Consider the following 23803-nt stretch of genomic DNA (forward strand, 5'->3'; position numbering starts at 1 on the left):
AGTATGAGCAACCATTTTAAGACATCTTCAATACCTAGGGAACGGGCTACCGACCAATACGTGGCACCCTTAAAAAAAACAGAGAGAGAGAAGAATGTCTTTGACATATATCCAACATTTAATTTAGGACCGGACAAAATAAGTAGCGGCTATAGGTCACTGGCAGCATATATTGCAAAACAAAAAAAAGTCTGTCTAGATGGTTTTGTGGGCATTGATTGGGACCTGATTGTTGAAATGCTGTGTCAGACTCCAGAATTAAAAAACCTACATATAAATCTGATCAATTTTTCCACAGTTCTCAAATCAGAAAACGACATTATGCTGATGTTAGAGCCCTATTTGGGAGAGGAAGACTCTATTTGGGGAACCAAATGCAAGCTTGGTATGATCGATTTCTTTGATGAAGAAAAAATGAATCTCATCAAAATAGACCCAGAGGCAACTATCACCATCATCTATGGATTTGGTTCTAACCTGGCCAATCTTCATGATACTTTGATTTACTTTGATTTTCCGAAGAACGAACTTCAATACCTTGCACGATCGGGTTCCGTATCCAATTTTGGACTAAGCCGTACGGAAGAGTTCTACAAGATGTACAAACATTACTACTTCGTAGATTGGGTAGTAATGAACGAGGAAAAGAAAAAGCTTACAAGTACAATTGATATCATTGTGGACTCGCAACATGACCGTGATATCAATTGGGCGTTCATGCAGGACATAAGGACCGCCCTCAACTTCATGAGTTCATCCATATTCCGTGTAAGACCATGGTTTGAACCTGGGGCATGGGGAGGTGAATGGATGAAAAACAAAATAAAAAGTTTAAACCCCGCTGTTGTCAATTACGCTTGGGCTTTTTCATTGATCGTTCCCGAAAATGGTTTATTATTTGAGAGCGATGGTTATTTGTTGGAAATCTCTTTTGATTTTCTAATGTACCAAGAAGCGAAAAACATCCTTGGCGACCACTATGATCGATTCGGAACCGAATTCCCCATAAGGTTCAACTTTCTCGATACATTTAACGGTGGAAATCTATCCATACAATGCCATCCAAGCCTCCCATACATTCAAGAAACCTTTGGGGAAAACCTAACCCAAGACGAATGTTACTACATATTGGATTGTGACAATGACTCCAGCGTTTTCTTAGGCTTTCAAGACAATATAGACCCTACAAAATTTAAAAAAGAGTTATTGCGAAGTGAGCAGGAAAATAAAGAACTGAAAATTACCGACTTCGTACAAAAACATGATTCCCGCAAACATGATTTCTACCTAATTCCCAATGGGACCGTTCATAGCGCCGGAGCAGGTAATATGGTATTGGAAATTAGTGCCACCCCATATATCTTCACCTTTAAAATGTACGATTGGTTGCGCCTGGACTTGAATGGAAAGACTAGACCGATAAACATTGAACATGCTTTTAATAATTTGAATTTTAAGCGAAAGGGTAAAAAAGTTCAGGAGGAGCTTATCTCCAAACAAACTGTCATTGAAAAAGAGCATGACTACGAAGTCATACATTTTCCTACCCACAAAGAACACTTTTATGATGTGAGACGATTGGACTTCGACAACACCATTACCAGAGAAACCCAGGGCTCATGTCAAGTGATGATGCTTGTTGAAGGTGAAAGTGTTTTGGTGGAGACCAATGGTGCGGAAAGTCAATTATTAAATTATGCGGAAACTTTCGTAATCCCAGCCGCCGCAGAACACTTTACGCTCAAAAATATGGGCAAAAGCAAAGCAAAAGTTATAAACGCCTATCTAAAATGACCGTATGAACTTCATCAAATCCCCGTGCGTATTGAAAGCTGTTGCAGTATTATCAATGCTATTTTGTTCCTGCAAGGGTCAAAACGTTTCAGAAATTGTCAATCGACCAACTGAAAATGAAAAAACATCCATCATCTGGAAGATTGGCGAGAACAACAGTTCAGGAGGAGACCTTGCCCTAGGTCCTTTCGATTATCAAAAATTCCTAAGCAAGGATTTTGGGTTTGAGGACCGCTATTTTTTGATCGGCACTTCAACGAATTCCATAGATTTTCCATATGTGCTTCCTGGTCCGGATGATACTTGGGGCGGTACATGGGGAACTTCAGGATGGCGCACGCATGAGGTAAACATTCTTTTTGATCTGGAAAAGGTGTCAAATACACTAGATCATGTCCTGATTGTTGACCTTGCGGACAGCAATACCAACAGATCTTTGGTCAAAGTTAGTGTTAACGAGCAGAGTGAAAAATTTCATATCCAAGGAGTTTCGGATTCCTCTCTTACCAAAAATCCCAACAAGGGCGCCGAGCGTCTCCTACGAGTCCCAATTGAAAAAGGAACCCTAAAACCAGGTGGAAATTTGGTAAACATAACGGTAATCGAAGGATCCTGGATTGTTTTTGACCAAATAAAGTTGGAAGGGTCTTCAAACACTAAATTTCAAACTGTGAAGGATGCATTTGTACGGTCTGTAAAAGTGGCACCTTATGAAATTGAGCATAATGGCGCGCAATATCAGCCATTGTTGGTTGATGTAGAACACATCTCGGGAGCCCCAACGCTTGTGGTAATGCTTGATGGTGACACCATCTTGGAAGAAACCATTGAAGAGGGTCGCTACGATTTTGAGGCACCCATGCCAGCTACTACCACCACTAAATTCAGTACTTATGAGGTTAGAATAAATGAAAAAACGGTACGTTCGGGAGAGGTACAACGCGGTGCGGCCCCACTTCAAACACCAGCCGATTACGTAAATACGCTTATAGGAACAGCACATTCGCGCTGGATGATCGCACCAGGGCCATGGATGCCCTTTAGCATGGTAAAACTCAGTCCAGATAATCAGAACAAAGGTTGGCAAGCAGGTTACCAGCCTTCATTTGAGAGCATTGGAACCTTCAGCCATATCCATGAATGGACCATGGCCGGCCTTGGAATGATGCCAACCAACGGGCCCTTGCAGATCCAAGTAGGTGACGAGTTTCAACCTGATTCAGGGTACCGATCGCGTATGGATAAGAGCAGTGAAGAAGCCCCACTGGGACATTATAAGGTACATTTGACCGATACGGATATTTGGGTGGATGTCACTGCAACCACACATGGTGGCTTCCATAAATATGAATTCCCAAAAGGCAAAAATGGAAGGGTCATGATTGATTTGCACATTGAGGCGGAGTACGATTATAAACTGTTGGATATAGAAATCAACAAGGTCAGCGATTACCGTATTGAAGGTATGAGCCATCAAATATCACCCAGACCCACAGTGTGGAGCAATGATGCGGACCAGGAATACACAGTGAATTTTGTCATAGAATTTGACCAGCCGATTGCCAAGATTGGGGTTTGGAAAAACGATGAAGTCATAGAGGTCTCATCCATTAAGGCGAAGGACCTAAAAGATGCCGGAATGTATGTGGAGTTCAATACGGAAACAAACCAAACCGTAAAGGCTCGTTCAGCCATTTCCTTGGTAAGCATTGCGAATGCTTCGGAAAATCTTTCAACGGAAATTACCATTCCTTTTGGTTGGGATTTCGATGCCGTTGTAAACCACAATAAATCTACATGGAACGAATATTTCAACAGGATAAAGATTACCAGTGACAACCGTTTGGAAAAGGAGCGTTTTTATTCCAATTTCTACCGCTCTTTATGCAGGAATATTTGGAGCGATGTAAATGGAGAATGGATGGCCGCCGATGAAACCGTTCAAAAATTTAATGATCCCGATCAGGTAGCATTGGGGTGCGATGCTTTTTGGAACACCTTCTGGAACCTTAATCAATTTTGGAACCTTGTCACCCCGGAATGGTCCTCACAATGGGTCAACTCCCAATTGGCCATGTACGATGTCAATGGCTGGCTCGCAAAAGGTCCAGCGGGCATGGAGTACATTCCAGTGATGGTGGCCGAACATGAGATTCCACTAATTGTTTCCGCATATCAAATGGGCATTGATGACTTTGATACCAAGAAAGCCCTGGAGGCCATGGTAAAAATGCAAACAACGCCAGCAGGTCCAGTTGCAGGTGGCTTTGCGGGCAATAGGGACCTAATGGCCTATATGAAGTATCATTATGTGCCCCATGATATTGGTAGGTTCAGCAATTCACTCGAGTATTCCTTTGATGATTGGACCGTAGGGGAATTTGCAAAATCCCTAGGAGAAATGGATACATTTAAAAAATTTAACGAACGTGGCACCTGGTGGAAAAATGCTTTTGGCAAAGATGGTTTTGCACAGTTACGGGATAGTAAAGGAGAATTTATGGATCCTTTTGATCCCTTCCAATCAGGGAGAAATGAAGAATATGTAGAAGGGAATTCGTGGCAACTAAGCTATTTTGTTCCTCAAGATGTACCCTCCCTTATTCAAATTATGGGTGAGGATAAATTTGTGGAACGCCTGAACTGGGGGTTTGAGGCAAGTGAGCCCTTGCGCTACAATGCCCCCAATGATCAGTATTGGGACTACCCTGTGGTACAGGGCAATCAGCAGAGCATGCATTTTGCCTTTCTGTTCAACTGGGCCAACCATCCATGGCTTACACAAAAATGGTCACGCTCCATAATGGATAAATACTATGGTTATGGTGTAGCCAATGCCTATTTGGGCGATGAAGACCAAGGACAGATGAGCGCATGGTTTGTTATGGCCGCATTGGGACTTTTTCAAACAGACGGTGGTGCCCGTAGCGAGCCCATTTATGAAATTGCCAGCCCACTTTTTGAGAAAACCGTAATTGACCTCGAGGAAAGATACGGTCGGGGAAAACAGTTCACCATAGAAGCCAAAAATGTTTCAAAGGTTAATAAATATGTGCAATCCGCCCAATTGAATGGCAAGGAACTAAAAACGTTTTTCTTTCCTGCTTCGGAGTTGCTGAAAGGTGGCGAACTAATTCTCACTATGGGGGCCGAGGCCAATAAAAGCTGGGGAAAACCCAACTAAACCCATCCCAAAAGAATAAAACTGAATTCAAAATAAAGAACCAAGGTTGGGTAGCCAAAAACGGACCTGCTCCATTATAAATAAAAGCGAATGTATAGTATAGGTGTTGATGTTGGGGGAAGTCACATTACTTCCTGTGTTTATAACCATAAGACCCGGAAATTGGAAAAGGAAACCTTGTCCAACAAAAAGGTTGATCCGCAAGACAGTAAGACCAAAATCATTGATAATTGGGTTGCCTGTATATCGGAAACTATCCGAAATTCCGCAGAGGACATCAACGGTATTGGCATGGCCATGCCCGGTCCTTTTGATTACTACAATGGCATATGCAAGATTGCCAATGTTGACAAGCTTCAGTCGTTGTATAATGTCAACATTAGGTTGGAATTGTCCGAAAGACTAAAAATCAAGCCTACCTATATTCGGTTTATCAACGATGCCTCAGCATTTTCCATTGCTGAAGCTTTGATAGGACCAGCTTCGGTCTACAACAAAATTGTAGCTATCACTTTGGGCACAGGGTTGGGAGCTAGTTTTTTAATCAACGGAAGACCTATTATGAAAGATAAGAGCGTACCGGAAAGCGGGTATCTCTACAATCAATATTACCACAATACACTTGCTGATGAGCTTTTCTCAACACGTGGTATTATTAATGCCTATGCTAACAGGACAGGCAAGAGCGCCACTAACGTAAAGGACCTAAGTGAAGAAGCTAAAACCAATGGACACACAAGAAAGGTCTTTGAGGATTTTGGAACGAGATTGGGAGATTTCATCAGGCCCTATTTAAATGATTTTGATGCGGAAGCACTTGTTCTGGGGGGAAATATCTCAAAAGCTTTTGACTTGTTCGGACCATCTTTACAGGAACAGTTGGGCAGGATTCCTCAAATATATGTTTCTGAATTTGGTGAAGAAGCCGCCATCATTGGAAGTGCTTTGCTGCTGGACGAAGATTATTATTCCGAAATAAAGGAAGATTTAAAATTGATGTAATGGCTGACAAAAAGACAAGTATTAAGGTTATCATTCCCGTTCTGCTATGCTATATAGTAATGGGATTTGTAGATATAGTAGGAGTATCCACGGGTTTTGCAAAAAGGGATTTTGACCTATCGCCAGAAATGGCCCAATTACTTCCTTCCATGGTTTTTGTGTGGTTCTTCTTTCTATCCATACCCATAGGTGTTTTACAGCATAATCTGGGCAAGCGTAAGATTTTGCTCGTTGGCATTTTGGTTACAGCATTGGGAATGTTCTTGCCTTTCCTGCATTATTCTTATGTCATTTTACTGGCCTGCTTTGTTTTACTTGGGATAGGAAATACTATTATTCAGGTATCATCCAATCCTTTGTTGCAAGATGTTGTGGCCAAAGAAAAGTTTTCCAGCTTCATGAGCCTTTCACAGTTCATTAAGGCAATTAGTTCGTTGCTGGGACCCTTGATAGTTACGTTCATGGTTTCCCAATATGGGGATTGGAAATTAGTTTTCATCGCGTACGGGATCTCTTCTACGCTGGCCGGTTTTTGGCTTATGGCCACACCCATTGAAGAATCTTCTTCAGAGATCAAGGCCACCTTTGGTTCGGCTTTGAGCCTTTTAAAAAACTCATTTGTAGCATTAATGGTGCTTGCCATATTCTTGATTGTTGGACTGGATGTGGGTATAAATACAAATATTCAAAATTTACTCATGCAGCAATTTGGGATAACCTTGGAAAGAGCTTCACTTGGGATAAGCGTCTATTTTACCGCATTGATGATCACCCGTTTTTTTGGGGCCGTTTTGTTATCCAAGATAGATAATCCCAAATTTTTGTTATGGTCCGCCCTCGCCACAGTTTTACTATTATTCGGATTGATTTTTTCAACCTCGCCGATGATGGCAAATGTGATGATTTTTCTTGTGGGAATTGCTTCAGGGAATTTCTTCCCCATTGTTTTTTCGCTAACCGTCAACAAAATGCCAGAACGCGCCAATGAGATTTCCGGTTTAATGATCATGGCGGTTGTTGGAGGCGCCATTATTCCACCGCTCATGGGACTGATCAATACAAATTTTGGGGTGCAACTAAGTTTTGGGGTACTGGTCCTTTGTGCCGCCTATGTTTTTATGACCTATTTCATCTTTAAAAAAAGTAAGCAATGATTTATCGCTATTTGACCGTATTGGCCATTTTATTTTTAGGGTGCAACTCTCCTAAAGACACACCTTCTGGTACCGTGGATGAAGATTCGCCTTTAAACTGGGTAGACCCCAATATAGGTACGGCGCATAGTCGTTGGTTCTTCTACACTCCAGCTTCCATGCCTTTTGGCATGGCAAAACTGGGACCATCCACAAACGGAAGTTTTGGTAATTTACACGGTTGGGATGCTACAGGTTATGACTCTAGACATAATACCATTGAGGGGTTTGCCAACCTGCATGAATTTCAAATAGGTGGATTTCTTTTTGCAGCGATGACCGGTGATCTAAAAACAATCCCTGGGGAGCTTGAAAAACCCGAAACAGGGTATCGCTCCAGTTTTGACCGAAAGGATGAAACTGCCCGTCCTGGATATTACAAGGTCAAACTAAAGGACTACGGAATTACAGCAGAACTTACCGCAACACAACGTGTGGGATTTCACAAATACACCTATCCTAAAAGCAATAGTTCCTACATAATCCTAGACATCGGAAATGAACTTGGGGAAAGTGGGGACGTCAAGGATGCGGCTGTGGAATATGATGCAGAAAGCAACTCCTTTACCGGCTGGGTGACCACCTATCCCAAATACGTTCAAAAATATCAACAAGGTGCAGAAATTAAGATGTACGTCGTTGGAAAGCTTGATAAAAAACCAGTGGAAGCAGGGACGTTCATCCATGAAAAACAGTTTAAAGATGTGCTGAAACAACAGGGTGAAGGTGCTGGAATTTATTTGCGCTATGAAACGGAGGAAAATGAATCTGTTGAAATCAAGGCCGGATTTTCCTACACTTCCATAGAAAATGCCTGGGCCAATCTCAAAGCCGAAGCCGAGAACATGAACTTTGACCAGGCCCTTGCCATTGCAACGGATACATGGCAAAATGAACTGTCTAAAATCAAAGTTACGGATACTTCCAAAGTCAATAAGACCAAATTCTACACCGGACTTTTCCATGCTTTGTTGGGAAGGGGGCTTGCAAGTGACGTTAATGGGCAATTTCCACAAAATGATGGCAGTGTAGGGCAAATTCCGCTTGATGAGAATGGATATCCTGAATTCAACTTCTACAATACGGATGCCGTATGGGGGGCTTTCTGGAACCTTACGCAATTATGGACACTTGTCTGGCCCGAGTATTATAATGATTTGGTGCAAACGCATCTGGCCGTCTACAAAAACTCAGGATGGTTGGGAGATGGTTTGGCAAATTCACGGTTTGTTTCCGGCGTGGGGACCAATTTTGTTAGTTTGATCATCGCCTCAGCCTATCAGGCAGGCATCCGAGATTATGATGTGGAGCTTGCTTTTAAGGCCGCCTATGAAAATGAGGTAAGGTTCAAGGATAGGATTGAGGGTGCAGGTAAGACCGACCTGAGAACGTTCGTTGAAAACGGTTACGTACCATATACCGGAGGTATGGAAACTACCGATGAAGGCTCTGGATTTTCCGTTTCCCACACCTTGGAATATTGTTTTAGCTCCTATGCCGTTGCACAGTTTGCAAAAGCATTGGGCAAACAAAAGGAGTACGAAGAATTGATTGAACTTTCCGAAAACTGGAAGAACCTATATGACGAGCAAACAGATTTTATAAGGCCTAGGGATAAAAATGGAAAATTCCTCAATGATTTTGACCCTTTTGCTCCATGGATAGGCTATCAGGAAGGAAACGCATGGCAGTATACCTTTTATGTTCCGCACCAGCCTAAGGAACTGGTAGCGAAAATGGGAGAGGAAAAATTCGTCAAACGTCTTGATTCCATTTTTACAGTATCTGAACAAACCAAGTTTGGCGGAGAAGACATCGATGCCTTTGCCGGTCTTAATTACCTGTACAATCAAGGAAATCAACCCAATCTTCATATCGCTTACCTGTTCAATTTTACCAACCAGCCTTGGCTTACTCAGAAATGGACACGCAAGATTTGTGATGGTTTTTATGGAACAGAACCCATTCATGGCTATGGCTATGGACAAGACGAAGACCAAGGGCAACTGGGTGCATGGTATACTATGGCGGCAATAGGACTTTTCGATGTTGGAGCGCTTGTGGACATAGACCCTTCCTTTAAGCTCACCTCCCCTATCTTTGAAAAAATTGAAATAACCACCGGATGGGGAAGTAAGGTGACCATCAATACCCATAACAATCTCCCCAAGAATTATTATATATCTTCTTTGAAGATAGATAACAAGGTATTCAATAAAAACTCCATAAAACTTAAGAAGCTAAAAACTGACCTTATCATGGACCTTGAACTGTCCCCGGAACCCAATAAAGAACTTTTTATAAATTAGATATAAGTCAGGTAGTAATTTAACTTTTTCAATTAACGGAATCCGCGTATTCATCCAATAGCGCGATTGCCTTGTAAAGTACCCCGGCAGAACCTCGAAAAGTTCCTGAACCTTCCGGTTTGTTGTCCACGGTATACCATTCATAGAACCCATTGTTCTTTACAACCCTGTCGGTCATGGGCAACAACTGTTCATACGCTTCCTTTATGAATCCATTCTTTATCAATTCTTGAATCATACGCCCGCCAAACCATGTCCAGTCCCCTCCGTTTTGATAACCATAGGGGTACATGCCCTTGTTTTCAAATGCCCATTCGGGATAAGGTGGATATAAAGTCAATCCAATGGATCCTGCCCCAGAAGCTTTTACGTTGGTGATCATTTTGTCCAACGATACTCTTATTTGATCTTTGGTCAAAAGTCCGGCCTCAATGGCCACCGCAGTGCCGCCGTGATAATAAATTTCGTTTTCATTAAAATCCTTGGGGTAGGGAGAGGCATCAAGATATACATGAGGAATAAATTTTTGATTCTTCTTATCCCACAATCCCTTCATGGTATTCTTTGCAATTTTTTTTCTGATTTTTTCCCATTTTACGGAGGTCTCGGGAATCACTTCCATCATATTATCAAGAGCGATAAGCATCATGGCATTGTCATAGATGTCTACACAGTAGCTGGTATCATCCGTAATGTAGACGCCCCATGGGTGCGTGTGTTGCACATCACCCCAATCTGCAGTAGTGGCCCCATAGATAAGTCCAAATTTATCGCTCCAACGATGATCTAACAGAAATTGCATGGCCATTTCCATGCGTTGTGCCACGGTATACTCACCTACCATTTTATTTAGAAAATGGAGGTTCCCCGTTTTCTTCACATACTTGTACACGGCTTGTACCAAAGAGCTTTCATGATCTGTTTCCACTGTATTTTTGTGTCCACAATAATCGGGTTCCAGATCAGAATAAATGTAGGTATATCCTCCCTCCTGCTTCACTGCCTTTTCTTTGGGGATAAATCCATCTATTATGTTTCCATCTTCGCCTTGGAGCCGAAAAAAGACCAAAAGGTTCTCCTCAAGTACAACGGGGTCAAATACCTCCGCGGAAAGTTCAATAAACGTGTTGTAGTCCCTAATCCAAACTTCTCCGTACCCATCCCCTGCATTAAAACCGGTCTTTACAATATCTAGGGCTCTTCGTTGTACCTCATCAAAGTTTTTATTGGTTTTGATCATCAGGGCCAAATCTGCATCTTGCCTTTGTGCCTGACCAACCGTGAAGCATAGTATGGCCATCGCCACTAAAATTCTATCCATCTTTTTATTTTATCCATTTAGGCCCTGCCGAGCACTATTTTTAGAGGCAATCAAGGCACCTCAACCGGAGCTTCATCATCCATCCCTAATCCAAAATCAATTTGTAAATCGGGTCTATTTTTATACAAGTCCGCCAGTGCTGCCCTGGAAACATTGGTTTCCCACAGGTATAAGCTTTTTAGTTCAGGTAAACTTTCAAAAGTTGCTATACTTTCATCGCCAATAGCCGTTCCGTAAACCTTCAACAGTCTTAACCTTTTAAGGTTTACGAGCTTTTTGATTTCTTTATCCGTAACAGGGGTATTATCAATTTCCAGAACTTCCAAGTTTATGCAGGTTTCAATCAGGTTCATTTCAACTTCTCCTATGGGAATTCCACTAAGGTCCAATTCAACAATGTTATTGGCCACTTTTTGCAAGTTGACAAGAACACTGGAATCATAGGTAGGTGGCTTGAACATATCCACAGAAATGGCGTTGGAATTTGCCGCAATCCTGTTCAATGAAAGGTAATTGGTAGCCAAATCTTGAATTACGCTGTCCTCCACTTTTGGAAATGCCGCCCACTTGCTCATGGGATCCCCCATCATCATTGATTTTATGAGACCGATCAATGGTTCCGGTTCTATCAGGTCTGACAATCGCTCTTTATCAGATGCACCAAGGGCAATCCATCGTTCCAAAATTTCCTTTTCATCGTCGGTCAATTGTGTTTTACCTTCAGGTGGCATATGATTTTCGTCTTCCAAAGGAATATGCAAACGTTTTATCATTTCACTTTCTTCGGGCTTTCCGGGCACCAATGTTTTACCATTCTTTCCCCCTTTTAAAATCATATCAATAGATGTCATCAATAACTGGCCCTTCTGCTTGTTCGGGTTATGGCAACCCACACATTTGTCCTTTAACATAGGTTCGATAATGTCGGTATAAACAAGTGGATTTTCGGGTATCTGCTTTTCCCTCACACTTTTAGGAAGTGCCAGAAAATCTTCACCATGGGTCAACATTCCCCCATAATGTGCCGTTATAACAATGACAACAAGCAATAATGCCAAAGGTACCTTAAGCAACGTCTTTGGCTTTACATCCAATTCCGATAGTGAATACCACCCCATCGCGGTTAAGGCAACCCCAGCTCCAAGCCATTGGTGCCATACAAGCAAACTCCCTTTAGCCGTAGTTTCATGACCCAAAAAAAAACCGGATACAGCCGTTAATAAAGCAGATAGTGCTGCGATTGCCAAAAGTAGCCGAGGAACCTTCTTCCCCGTCAATCCCAAAAAAATGGCCAAAATCAATAGTACTATGGGAAAATGGAGCAATACGGGATGCCAATGACCCAACCAAGAAACCAAACTTGGCAACGTTATATATGATTGAAAAACAAGACAAAAAACAAGAAATACCGAAAGGGCCAACATGGTATAATTAAGCAATCGATATAAAGTGTCATCTTTCATTTTACTAAATTAAAAGGTCTTTTACAACGGTACCAGCAACATCCGTTAGACGAAAACGCCTGCCTTGATATTTATAGGTAAGTTGTTCATGATCTAAGCCCAGTGCATACATTAAAGTGGCATGGAAATCATTGATATGCACCGGATTTTCGACGACATTGTAACCAAATTCATCTGTCTGTCCGTAATTTAATCCAGGTTTTATGCCTCCTCCGGCCATCCAGATACTAAAAGCCCTTGGATGATGGTCCCTACCATAGTTGGTTGGATCAAACTTACCCTGACAGTAATTTCCACGGCCAAATTCACCACCCCATATGACCAAGGTATCTTCCAACATTCCACGTTGTTTTAAATCCAAGACGAGGGCTGCGGAGGCTTGGTCAACATCCTTGGCCTGACCTGCCATTTCATTAGGCAAGTTTCCATGCTGGTCCCAACCTTGATGGTACAACTGTATGAACCGCACGCCATTTTCTGCCAACCTACGTGCTTGCAATGCGTTTGCGGCATAGGTTCCCGGAACTTGACAGTCTTCGCCATAAAGTTTTATGATGGATTCCGGTTCTTTGGAAATATCCATGACATCGGGTACCGACATCTGCATTCGATAGGCCATTTCATATTGGGCAATTCGCGATTCTATTTCATCGTCACCCGTTTCTACATGATGCAATTTATTAAGTTGGGAAACCTCGTTCAATAGATGCCGCTTGTCCGACCTTGATATACCATCGGGGTCATTAAGATAGAGAACAGGATCCTTACCGGAGCGCAACAATACCCCTTGATGTTTGGAATCTAAAAAACCACTTGACCATAATTTGGAGTAAAGTCCCTGACTGTTGCCCTTGCCTCTTGATGTCAATACCACAAAGGATGGAAGGTTCTTATTCTCGCTTCCCAATCCGTAACTCATCCAAGAACCCATGCTTGGTCTACCTGAAATCTGGCTACCGGTCTGGAAAAAGGTAATCGCAGGATCATGGTTTATGGCTTCGGTATGCATACTTCGTATTACCGTAATCTCATCTGCAATCTTCGCAATATGGGGAAAGTAATCGCTTATCCATGTACCGCTTTGCCCATACTGATTAAAGTTGACAGCCGGTGGCATCAGCGGAAATTTGGCCTGATCTGCGGTCATACCCGTCAATCGTTGTCCATTACGAATGGATTCCGGTAAATCCTCTCCCATCCTCTTACGTAAAGTAGGTTTATAATCGAAGGATTCCAATTGCGATGGTGCCCCGGCCTGAAATAAATAAATGACCCGTTTTGCCTTTGGCGCAAAATGAGGGATGCCCAAGGGCATTTCCAATACATTTTTTTGGCTGCTGCTGAACAAATCCGGTATTAACAAAGAACCCAATGCCATGGAACCAATCCCGACACTTAACTGTGAAAAGAAATGCCTTCTATTATGCTTTAACGGGTTTTTATCTTCATTTTTTTCCATAAGCTATTCTTTGGTAATGGTTTCGTCAAGGTTGTATATGATTTGTGCGGTGAGCATCAAGGCAGCCGTTTTGGCCTTATCCGTATCCAATTGTTCATAATCGCCTACGGCAACCAACTTTTGGGCCTCCTCCTGATTATCTTGATAAAGCGCAAGCGCATTGTGATAGTAATCCATCAATGTAGCACGTTCTTCTTCTTTTGGGGTCCTTATCAAAATGGTTTGGAACAAATCATCCACATAACTTGAATCATTGGGAGTTTCCAGAATCATTCGCTGTGCCAAAACACGGGCCGCTTCCAACACCTGAACATCATTTTGTAATACCAATGCCTGTAAGGGGGTATTGGTCTTTTGTCTTCGTACTTCGGAAAAATCGCGATTTGGTGCATCAAAAATGGTCATTGAAGGTGGAGGGAGTGTTCGTTTCCAAAAAGTATACAAAGACCTTCTATACAGATCTGGGCCTTGATCGGGAATATACTTGGTAAGTACTCCCCTATCCCCTCCAGCATTGGTTTCTTCCCAAAGTCCTTCAGGTTGATAAGGTCTGACACTTGGACCTCCGATCTCGCGATTTAACAATCCGCTCGTGGCAAGAATATAATCCCTGATCATTTCCCCACTCATTCTAAAGCGTGGTGCGCGGGCCAGCCATTTATTCTCGGGGTCCAATCGCTTTATCTCGGGATCTATCTCGGATTTTTGCTGATATGTATCCGACATGATTATTTTTTTTAACAGGTATTTTATGTCCCATCCGTGCTCCATAAAATCCACTGCTAACCAATCCAACAATTCCGGATGGGTCGGCAAGCTTCCTTGCACACCAAAGTCCTCCGCTGTTTCTACAAGACCTTTTCCGAACAGCATTCCCCATATGCGATTTACAAAAACCCGTGCAGTCAAAGGATTTTCCGAATCTGTCAACCATTGGGAAAGTCCCAACCTATTTTTGGGCAGGTTTTCAGAAAATTTGAATATCGATTCTGGCATACTCGGATGCACTGAATCGGTGGGTTGGTCGTATTCCCCCCTATTTAAGATAAATGTCGTTTTTGGAGCGGCATCATTCATCACCATTACATTTAGCTGAGGAGTTTCCTTCATGTTCACAAAAGACAATATTCCTTCCGTTTCTTCCTGGGTAATGGTAATGAAAGGTGGATCCGCAAAAAAATTGTTGTTTTTTGCTTGAACGGCATCCATTTGAAGCCCTTTTTCATCCACTTGATTGAAAAAGGCAAAAACTTCAAAATAATCTTTTTGTGTAATGGCATCATACTTATGGTCATGACATCGAGCACATTCCAACGTAAGTCCCAAAATTCCCTTACCCAACGTATTGGTTCGGTCCAGAACATAATTGGTACGATATTCCTCTTGAATAACCCCTCCTTCCTGAGTAATGGGATGGTTGCGATTAAACCCTGTGGCCAGGATCTGTTCCTTACTGGCATTGGGCAATAAATCTCCTGCCAATTGCCACGTTAAGAAATCATTATAGGGCATATTGTTGTTAAACGCATGAATTACCCAATCTCGCCAAGGCCACATGGTCCTGTAACTGTCGTCTTGATATCCATGCGAATCAGCATACCGGGCAACATCCAACCATGTCTGGGCCATACGTTCCCCATAGGCTTTTGAGGCCAAAAACGCATCAATGGCCTTTTCAATTCCATCCTCTTCAGTATCCTGTAAAATTTGCTTTACCACGGTTGGCTCAGGGGGTAAACCCGTAAGATCCAAACTGATCCTACGTATCAATGTTTCATAAGAAGCTTTTGCCGAGGGCTTCAAGTCATGCTCGGTCAATTTTTTAAGAATAAAATAATCTATTTCATTGTGACCCCATTCCATGGTCTGGTCCAAAGCCATCTCCATTTTCTTGGGAGGGATAAAAGCCCAATGTTTCTCAAATTTTGCACCTTGTTCAATCCATTTTTTGATCAATCTCTTTTCATAGGAGTTCAGGGTCAATTTTGAACCTGGTGGCGGCATGATCTTGGTAGGATCATCCGAAACGATTGATTGGTACGCTTGACTATGTTGCGCGTTTTCGGATACAAACGCAAACTTACCAGGATTCTCTGGTAACTCTGCAAATGCCATACTTTCAATATCTAGACGAAGACCGGCCTTTCTTTTATTGGCATCAGGCCCGTGACAGGTGTAACAGTTATCCGAAAGTATGGGTTTTATGTGGAAATTATAATCCACTGTTTCAGGTAATTTCAATTCGGCATACTCATCCTTTTCAGCAGTAAAGAGGCCTTCTTTTAGTGCATATAGGGTTCCGGCCAAGCATAAGAGAATGATAAAAACACTTATTCCCTGTTTCATCTTTGAACTTTCCTTTATTTTAAATTAGGTTGTTTTACCAACTCGAACTGAATTAAATATAGTAAAAATTAATATTATGTATGTACATATGTACATTTTTAATATTTATTGAGTAGTTTTAAAGTGCTTATTATCTTCTTGGAAATCTAATTATATGATCATATCAATGTCGGGTTATTATAAAAGCACTTTTCTAAGGTTCACTGTGGTAGTACTCACAATTTATAATTTTTCGTGTGCTACACCAAATTCGAACATTACTAAAATTATCGATGCGAATATGGTATCCAATGCAGTATCCTTTGACCATTTGATCATGGTAGACAGTATAGGGGTCACAGGAGCGGATGGGGTGATTTCCTTTCCTCTAAATGACAGCATTTCCGTTTTTATGATGGGTGATTCCTTTTTGTCGCCAGTGGTAAATCATAAAAGGGATGTGAATAGCCCAATGATCAATAACACCTTCATTTTAATCAATAAAAACAATAATGGCCATGAGGCACTCTACTCTGGCACGGAAACCAATCCCGATGCTCTATTGAAGCCTACCTATGGAAATCCTAAGGAATATTACTGGCCCGGGCATGGGTTTGAAAAAAATGGAACAATACACGTTTTTATGTCACGATTTTTGCATGGAGATTACGATTGGGGATTTCAATTTTCCGGAACAGATTATATACGGATGCGTGCAAACGACTTTAAAGTCATTTCCCAAGAAGACTTTCCCTTTTCCAATCAAAATAAGGTGCACTATGGACATTCCATGCTAAACGACGGCAAGCACATCTATCTATACGGAGCCTTTACAGATCGGGGCATTTCCTCCCTTCATGTGGCCAGGGCCACCTTGAGTGCCGGAAATCATTTGGAAGATTTCAAATTTTACAATGGAAAATCGTGGGACACCAATCCTATGACAAGTACTGCACTACCAGGTGTTAATCAAAGCGTTCCTGAACAGTTTTCTGTCTTCAAATACAAGAATAAGTATGTTTTGATCTTGATGGCACGTGAATTGGGTGGGGGCAATATATTTTCTTACGTTGCCGATTCCCCAATAGGCCCATGGAAAAATGAAAAATTACTGTACCACACGAAAGAGCAAAACAACGTAGAAGATAAGGTATTCACCTATAATGCCATGGCACATCCCCAATACATTACCGATGATCGGTTATTGGTTTCCTATTGTGTGAATAGTTTTGATGTCAGTAAAATTCACGAAGTAGATACGGACTACTACCGTCCCAAATTTTTGTGGATCCCTCTGAATCTCATTTTGGATTAAAACCTAACTAATCAAGTACTTCCGCCTTTTTTAGACCCACATCGGGTTTTTCCATGGCGGAAAAATAATTCTCCCTTACCACTTTTGCCGTTTTATGGTTTCCGTTATGGTCCCATCCTGGGGGCATTATTGCGTACAATAGCTTGTTCTTGAGTCCTGGTGCGTTGTACATATCCTTAAACAATGCTATGAACTCCCCGAAATATACATCGATGAAATTGCCACTGTTCACTTCACGTGTTATGCCATACTCTACTTCAATTTCCCTATCTTCCTCCTGATACGTTCCGAAAACCCGGTCCCAAATATTCAAAAGGTTACAAAAATTCGTATCCATATACAATGGGTTTCTTGCATGATGCACCCTATGATGGGATGGTGTCAGCATTATTTTATTAAGGAACCCAAATCTGGCATCCTTAATCAAATTTTCTCCCACGTGGATGAAGGCCCCATAAGTACCGTCTATAAACATGATAATGACCAAGAATTCAGGACGCACTCCCAGTAAAATACATACGGTCGTCCTAATCGCATCGGCGTAGGGTGCCTCAAGAAAGAAATGCGCATAGACAACCGAAAGATTCATATTTTCAGGAACATGATGTGTTGAATGGAGACACCAAAAAAGTCGGACCTTATGCCCCCAATAGTGATATAGGAAATGGCCAAACTCCCAAACAATGTATCCGTAAATGAACCAATACCACGTTCGGTTTGTTTTTATTATGGCATGGTCCTGGAACAACCCAATGCAAAAGGCCACCATGGCAATTGCAATAAACCTGCCTAAAAAACGGTTGAAGAGATAGATCAGGAAATTTACCTTGTAGACCTTGGTATGCGGTTTCTTATATACGAGTCCCAAAATAAACTCCAATAACATTAAAAGGGGAATGATGGGAAGTATCAGCGCAACAATTCCATCATAGGTTTTTAAAATTCCATAGTTGCCCTCCTTCACAATTTCCATGATATTGGTTATTCCCAAAAAGCCAATTATTTCGCGGAACACCGATTCAATAAATTCCATTTAATTTTATTTAGATTATTGTATCCGATTATCGTTGGTTACTTTCCTGCTTTTCCCTTAATTTGAATAGCTTGGGGCGAGAATTATTAATTCCTACCAAAAGCAATTTATGGCCATCTTTGTTCTTGAGGAGGTTTAAATGCTTCACCTCCCCTTTTAGGAAGAATCCCGATACCTCCGAATTGACAGCAGTAAAAGACCCATCCTTTTCTCCAACCAATACCAGACCATAATTGGAATCCAAACGCCCAAACTGAGGTTTAAGGTCTATATCGTTTCCAGCCATGATCAAATCCATGAATCCATCAGAGTTCAGGTCTATGGCCTCTACGGCATGGATGCTTGACAATTGGGCTTGCATGGGCAACTCTTGAACCTCAAACTCATTGTTACCCAGATTGTGTACCACCACACTTTTGAAAGTATTGATTTCCTTTATGGTACTTTTCTGCAGCACATCAATGGGAAAAAGTTCCATCATCGACTTGGTTGCATAGTCTGAAAAGGTTGGGCTATTTTTGCCCAATTGCGGAATCTGCCTTAAAAGTTCGATTCGGAGATGTATGGGCTTCATTTTTCCTTGTACCTGGCGTGCAAATATTTGCTCAACTGTACCGTTATCATCAAAATCGTTCACATACATCCTGACAGGCTCATTTTCAAACACATTAAAAAAGGAATTGGAGCCTCGGTTTCCGAGTATCATGTCGTTTCTACCATCATTGTTGAGGTCCGCAATCTTTATGGTGTTCCATGCTCCTTTATATCCTTCAAGACCGGTATTTTGTGCAGCAAAACCATCAGAAAACTTCTTGAATATCATTGGGGCCATCCAATCCCCTACTAACAACAGCTCTTTTTGGCCGTCATTGTCCATGTCAGCCCATTGCGCATCTGTTATCATACCAATTTCCATAATTCCTGGCATCAATGTCTGTGTCACATTAGAATACCCTCCTTTTCCATTATTCTCGAATAGGTAGTGTTCCGGATTTTTCCCATAGACTCCAACAACACTTCGACTGCCTATGAAAAGGTCAATGTCCCCATCCCCATCAAAATCATTTGGGGCAATAATGGAGGTATTGGTAGTGGTGGGCAGGGAGCCTTTAGTATTCTCAACAAACTTTCCTTTTCCAGTATTGATATAAATCCGTGTTGCATAACTTTCCGTGGGTTGAAATATGTTATTTCCACCAGAGGAAACGATAAGATCGGGCATATTGTCCCCGTTGGTATCGGCAAAGACAGCTGAAGTATCCTCATAACCTTTGTCCTTTTCAAATATGCCATTGTCAATTTTAAGGAAAGAACCTGTATTCTCTTGCAGATAGATAGTACCTGCTTGTTCCTTTGCCCCTCCCAGATACAGGTCGTCCAGCCCATCGTTGTTGATATCCCCGACGGCAATGGCAGGGCCCTCCTTTGACAACATCCTGCTTATGGTGCCCTCGATATTATAATCGTTGTATCTATCCTCAATATGACCGGAAATCCCATGCGCCAACTCCATCATGTATTGCTCAGCCACTTTGGGGATCACCATTCTTTTCTTGTTGGAATCCGATTGCTCAATGGTGAGTGTTTGGTTGGCTGTTATTCCCGAAAGCAATGAACTGGATTTATCCGGCCATAGTACCCTAATGGAATCGATTGCCTGCGTGGCCCCGAGACCGAACAAGAGCTCATAATCCACCGAAGATTGAAATCCCCTGCTGGGAATCAACTCCTGATAGAAGCTCTGGTTTCCCGAATATATCGTGACCTTACTGCCCACAGCAAATTTGTTTTTCCCCTCTCCCTGTAATTTTACTTTGATGAAATTGTTTTCTGTTTTACTGGAGGTGTTGTTCCGAAAAACGGAAATTTCCTGGTTTACATTATTTATTACAAGGTCCAGGTCCCCATCATTGTCCAAATCCCCATACGCAGCACCATTGGAAAATCCTGGTTTACCTAGCCCCCATTCTTTGGCCCGATCGGTGAAGGTAAGATCATGGTTGTTTTGAAAGGCAAAGTTTGATATGGGTACGGAGGGTATCTTTTCCATGAACTTGATGGTCTGTTCATTGGTATAGATCCCTGTTCTGCTTGCCGATTCATTGGCAAAGTAATTGATGAAATCGTTATTGGTGATATCCTTATAGATACCATTGCAAACCAAAATATCCTTATAGCCGTCATTATCCATATCTAGGATAAGGGCGCCCCAACTCCAATCCGTTTCGGCCACCCCTGAATAATATGCGGTCTCGGAAAAACTGCCATCCCCGTTATTGATCTGCATGGTATTTTGCATAAACTGATTATAAAAATCACGCTCCTGCATTTTTTTATGAAGGTCAAAAGTTTCAAAGCCTCCATTGTTCTTGAGCCTTTCGTCGTCCCCAGGCCTCATATCCGTTACAAAAATATCAGGGAAATGATCGTTGTTGAGGTCAGCCATGTCGGCACCCATGGATGAAAGACTGGAATGTTGTATATAATTTTTGCTTTCTTCCCTGAATGTGCCATCCCCTTGGTTTATATATAGATAATCCCGTTCGAAGAAATCGTTGGAAATGTATATATCCGGAAGATCATCGTTGTTCACGTCCCCAATGGTGACCCCCAATCCAAAACCGATCAAGCTACCGTATATCCCACTTTGTTCACTGACGTCCGTAAAATGTCCATTATCGTTCCTCAAGAGTTTGTCCCCCCCTGCCTTAAAAACTTCGGGCACCCTCCAATCCTCACTTCTCAACTCCCTCAGGTTTGAAAAGCCCAAACTTGTGGGCAATATAAAACTGTTGTTCAGGATATACACATCCAGATCGCCGTCCCCATCATAATCAAAAAATGCCGCATGTGTGGTAAAGCCTTCCTCGTCCAGGTTATATTTCGACGCCATTTCCGTAAAAGTGAGATCTCCATTATTGATGAAAAGCTCATTTTTTTTGTTGGTAATGCCTGCGTTGCATACATAGATATCAAGTAATCCGTCTGCGTTCACATCCACCATGGTGACTCCTGTAGACCACATTTTGGTGCCTGACACCCCTGCGGTCTCAGTGATATCCTGAAAAACGAAATCCCCTTTGTTCAAATAGAGCCTGTTCCCACCTTGATTTTTAATCAGATAAATATCCGGTAAACCATCATTGTTGATATCTCCAATCCCTACGCCTCCGCCATTGTAAAAATTGCGATAGGTCAGAATATTGAAATCGGTTCCTATGTGCACATCGTTCACAAATTTTATGCCTGTGGATGCAGGGTCCAACTGGGTAAACATCGCATCCTCCGCCATTGTCCGGGTACAGGAACCAATTCCAATTGTAAGGGCGACCCCCATGATCAAGCAAACGGAAAGCGCTTTAAATTTCAGTCCCATTTAATAAAAATCTTATTACATATTCAATCTTATGAGCGGTGCCATCTAGACATTTTTACAAAATGCCTCTTTTATATATGCCGTTTGTAAAAAGCAAGATTGCAAATCCGTCTACGCGGAGAATCATGTAGATCGAATCTGCAATCAGCAAATTAACTAAAACTAACTCAACCTAATTCTTTCATATTAATCATATCCGGGATTTTGCTCGATTCCACCCTTGGACCTATTAATTTCCGCCCGTGGAATAGGCAATAAATAATAGTAATCCCCTGGCCATGCCGCCCTTTGTGTGTTAACAGGACCATACCCAAAGAAAAACTTTCCTCCATCGGACCAGTCCCTGGTAACGGTATCCAATCCATTTACTGGATTACTATCAATGTTTCCGGGTCCTGCTTTCCAGCGCAACAGATCAAAAAATCTTTGGTCCTCCAAAGCCAGTTCCACGGCTCTTTCCTTTCTATAAACTTCTACCAGTTCATCGCCGGTGGCCGTCACGGGAGGCATATTCACCGAAGGTCTGCTCCTGACCATATTGATATATTCCCTAGCAAGATCTTCATTGCCCAGTGCAATCTGTATCTCTGCATAGTTCAGGTAAAGTTCCGCCAACCTAATCCATGGTGTAACATTGTTGTAATCGTAGTCCGTGGATGCCCTTGGTCCCTCAAAATCCAATAGCTTACGGAAGGTATATCCCGTTTGCACATTCCAGTGAAAAGGGGTGAGACCACGGTCGAAATAGGTTTCCGAGTCCCTTCCGAAATCAAACAATTGCTGCCCATTGATCGGGTCTACCTTAGTCGGGTTTTCATCAGGGATATCCGGATTGGCATCTTCCCAATATTCATAAGTTCTTATCGTAGACTTGGCACCGTCGTTTATATTTACCGGGTCGGTCCCTGGGTACAATACCGTTTCATAAAATCTCGGGTCACGATCCACGAAGGGGTTTTGAGGATCGTACCCTGCCTCTGGGTTCACGGTAAAATCTTCGTCCAAATAAGGGTATTCACCATTGATCATCTGGAACATGTTCACCAATCTTTGGGTGGGCATCACTTTTTGCTGTGCATCGAACCCGCTTGGCCAAAAATCATAGTTATACCCCCAGGCCAGACCAAAAGCTTGTGATTCGGTTCCATTAGGTCCTGTATATTCCCTACCAAATATTACTTCTTCGGTCTTAATGGGCTCCTTAAAGACCTGTATAAAGTCTGGGTGCAAACTATAGCCTTCCGCAAAAACAGCCTCGTGGGCGGCTTCGGCAGCCTGCCATTTGGCCAAATCATTGGCAGGATTGTTCAAGGGACTGGCCATATACAACAACATTCGCGCTTTCAGGGCCAAGGCAGCCCCTTTACTGGCTCTTCCGGTTTCCATGTTCTCCCCATCCAAAAGAGCGGCCGCCTTATCCAGTTCGGACACTACAAACTGAGCCACTTCCTCATATGAATTTCGTGATACCGGAGTGTCATTTGCTTGGTCCAATGGAACGGAATTGGTTAAAAGGGGAACACCTCCAAAATGACGCAACAATTCAAAGTAAATATAAGCTCTTTGAAAAGTGGATTCTCCAGTAAGTACTCTAAGCCTATCCGGGTCTATCTCCGTACTTCCTTCTGTCTTTTCAAAAAATATATTGATCCGATTAATAAAATTGTACGAGTTGGCATAAAGGCCCATTGTAAAATTATCGACCAAGTCCGCAGTCATGTTCCCATCTCTATAGGCAATTGCCCCACCAGCGTTCTCCACTTGAGTATCCTGAAAGATACCGATATCCGTAACTCCCTCATATCCACCGGCATCGGGTTCGTAATGAGGTCGTATGCCCCTGTAATTCCCATTTACATAGTTGGTCAGATACGTTTCGTCCACGAAAACCGCTTCCTCACTGATCCTATCCAGTGGGGTCAAGTTTAAAACATCGTCACTACAAGAATTTAATGTTACGATCATCATTAAACCTGACATGATGGTCTTTAATAACCTTTTTAAGGTATTAACTCTACTGTCTTTCATA

The 23803-nt window shown here is 42.2% G+C and carries 13 protein-coding genes; 6 read left to right on the forward strand and 7 right to left on the reverse strand.

Going from position 1 to position 23803, the window contains the following annotated elements; all coding sequences use genetic code 11:
* Positions 1-3: 3 nt before the first annotated feature.
* From GTK07_RS10620 to GTK07_RS10640, 5 genes are all read left to right on the forward strand, one after another.
* On the forward strand, positions 4-1794 hold the full coding sequence (locus tag GTK07_RS10620; protein WP_163635217.1) for a class I mannose-6-phosphate isomerase: 1791 nt from the start codon (positions 4-6) through the stop codon (positions 1792-1794).
* Positions 1795-1798: 4 nt separating this feature from the next.
* Positions 1799-4978 carry a GH92 family glycosyl hydrolase gene (locus tag GTK07_RS10625; protein ID WP_203583773.1) on the forward strand — a complete coding sequence of 1060 codons (3180 nt, stop codon included), beginning with the start codon at positions 1799-1801 and terminating at the stop codon, positions 4976-4978.
* A gap of 90 nt (positions 4979-5068) precedes the next feature.
* The gene (locus GTK07_RS10630; protein ID WP_163635218.1) at positions 5069-5980 is read left to right on the forward strand and encodes an ROK family protein; all 912 of its coding nucleotides are present in this window, start codon (positions 5069-5071) and stop codon (positions 5978-5980) included.
* Positions 5980-7134, forward strand: coding sequence for an MFS transporter (locus GTK07_RS10635; protein ID WP_163635219.1), 1155 nt, complete (start codon positions 5980-5982; stop codon positions 7132-7134). The genes GTK07_RS10630 and GTK07_RS10635 overlap by 1 nt, the downstream gene beginning before the upstream one ends.
* Positions 7131-9482, forward strand: coding sequence for a GH92 family glycosyl hydrolase (locus GTK07_RS10640; protein WP_163635220.1), 2352 nt, complete (start codon positions 7131-7133; stop codon positions 9480-9482). The genes GTK07_RS10635 and GTK07_RS10640 overlap by 4 nt, the downstream gene beginning before the upstream one ends.
* Before the next feature lie 28 nt (positions 9483-9510).
* Here the strand turns inward: GTK07_RS10640 and GTK07_RS10645 are convergent, their stop codons facing one another.
* The 4 genes from GTK07_RS10645 to GTK07_RS10660 are packed head-to-tail and all read right to left on the reverse strand — an operon-like array spanning position 9511 to position 16071.
* Positions 9511-10803 carry a glucosidase family protein gene (locus GTK07_RS10645; protein ID WP_163635221.1) on the reverse strand — a complete coding sequence of 431 codons (1293 nt, stop codon included), beginning with the start codon at positions 10801-10803 and terminating at the stop codon, positions 9511-9513.
* A 50-nt stretch (positions 10804-10853) separates the two neighbouring features.
* On the reverse strand, positions 10854-12266 hold the full coding sequence (locus GTK07_RS10650; RefSeq protein WP_163635222.1) for a c-type cytochrome domain-containing protein: 1413 nt from the start codon (positions 12264-12266) through the stop codon (positions 10854-10856).
* Positions 12267-12270: 4 nt separating this feature from the next.
* Complete coding sequence (locus GTK07_RS10655) at positions 12271-13725, reverse strand: DUF1501 domain-containing protein (protein ID WP_163635223.1); 1455 nt, start codon at positions 13723-13725, stop codon at positions 12271-12273.
* Between the two features lie 3 nt (positions 13726-13728).
* Positions 13729-16071 (reverse strand): PSD1 and planctomycete cytochrome C domain-containing protein, encoded by a 2343-nt coding sequence (locus GTK07_RS10660; RefSeq protein WP_163635224.1) that lies wholly within the window; start codon positions 16069-16071, stop codon positions 13729-13731.
* 280 nt (positions 16072-16351) lie between these two features.
* Here GTK07_RS10660 and GTK07_RS10665 point away from each other — a divergent pair, with 280 nt between their 5' ends.
* Positions 16352-17365, forward strand: a complete 1014-nt coding sequence (locus GTK07_RS10665; RefSeq protein ID WP_203583774.1) for a DUF4185 domain-containing protein — start codon at positions 16352-16354, stop codon at positions 17363-17365.
* A 7-nt stretch (positions 17366-17372) separates the two neighbouring features.
* Here the strand turns inward: GTK07_RS10665 and GTK07_RS10670 are convergent, their stop codons facing one another.
* The 3 genes from GTK07_RS10670 to GTK07_RS10680 form a co-directional block, all read right to left on the reverse strand.
* Complete coding sequence (locus tag GTK07_RS10670; RefSeq protein ID WP_163635226.1) at positions 17373-18398, reverse strand: sterol desaturase family protein; 1026 nt, start codon at positions 18396-18398, stop codon at positions 17373-17375.
* Between the two features lie 28 nt (positions 18399-18426).
* The gene (locus tag GTK07_RS10675; RefSeq protein WP_163635227.1) at positions 18427-21774 is read right to left on the reverse strand and encodes a VCBS repeat-containing protein; all 3348 of its coding nucleotides are present in this window, start codon (positions 21772-21774) and stop codon (positions 18427-18429) included.
* Between the two features lie 186 nt (positions 21775-21960).
* Positions 21961-23802 carry a RagB/SusD family nutrient uptake outer membrane protein gene (locus GTK07_RS10680; RefSeq protein WP_163635228.1) on the reverse strand — a complete coding sequence of 614 codons (1842 nt, stop codon included), beginning with the start codon at positions 23800-23802 and terminating at the stop codon, positions 21961-21963.
* Position 23803 lies beyond the last annotated feature (1 nt).

This window comes from Flagellimonas sediminis, from assembly GCF_010500845.1.
In the GTDB taxonomy this organism is placed as follows: Bacteria; Bacteroidota; Bacteroidia; order Flavobacteriales; family Flavobacteriaceae; genus Flagellimonas; species Flagellimonas sediminis.

Bases quoted from the DNA above. Each gene is read 5' to 3' on its own strand.
- GTK07_RS10620 (WP_163635217.1), top strand. From the start codon at position 4: ATGAGCAACCATTTTAAGACATCTTCAATACCTAGGGAACGGGCTACC.
- GTK07_RS10625 (WP_203583773.1), top strand. From the start codon at position 1,799: ATGAACTTCATCAAATCCCCGTGCGTATTGAAAGCTGTTGCAGTATTA.
- GTK07_RS10630 (WP_163635218.1), top strand. From the start codon at position 5,069: ATGTATAGTATAGGTGTTGATGTTGGGGGAAGTCACATTACTTCCTGT.
- GTK07_RS10635 (WP_163635219.1), top strand. From the start codon at position 5,980: ATGGCTGACAAAAAGACAAGTATTAAGGTTATCATTCCCGTTCTGCTA.
- GTK07_RS10640 (WP_163635220.1), top strand. From the start codon at position 7,131: ATGATTTATCGCTATTTGACCGTATTGGCCATTTTATTTTTAGGGTGC.
- GTK07_RS10645 (WP_163635221.1), bottom strand. From the start codon at position 10,803: ATGGATAGAATTTTAGTGGCGATGGCCATACTATGCTTCACGGTTGGT.
- GTK07_RS10650 (WP_163635222.1), bottom strand. From the start codon at position 12,266: ATGAAAGATGACACTTTATATCGATTGCTTAATTATACCATGTTGGCC.
- GTK07_RS10655 (WP_163635223.1), bottom strand. From the start codon at position 13,725: ATGGAAAAAAATGAAGATAAAAACCCGTTAAAGCATAATAGAAGGCAT.
- GTK07_RS10660 (WP_163635224.1), bottom strand. From the start codon at position 16,071: ATGAAACAGGGAATAAGTGTTTTTATCATTCTCTTATGCTTGGCCGGA.
- GTK07_RS10665 (WP_203583774.1), top strand. From the start codon at position 16,352: ATGGTATCCAATGCAGTATCCTTTGACCATTTGATCATGGTAGACAGT.
- GTK07_RS10670 (WP_163635226.1), bottom strand. From the start codon at position 18,398: ATGGAATTTATTGAATCGGTGTTCCGCGAAATAATTGGCTTTTTGGGA.
- GTK07_RS10675 (WP_163635227.1), bottom strand. From the start codon at position 21,774: ATGGGACTGAAATTTAAAGCGCTTTCCGTTTGCTTGATCATGGGGGTC.
- GTK07_RS10680 (WP_163635228.1), bottom strand. From the start codon at position 23,802: ATGAAAGACAGTAGAGTTAATACCTTAAAAAGGTTATTAAAGACCATC.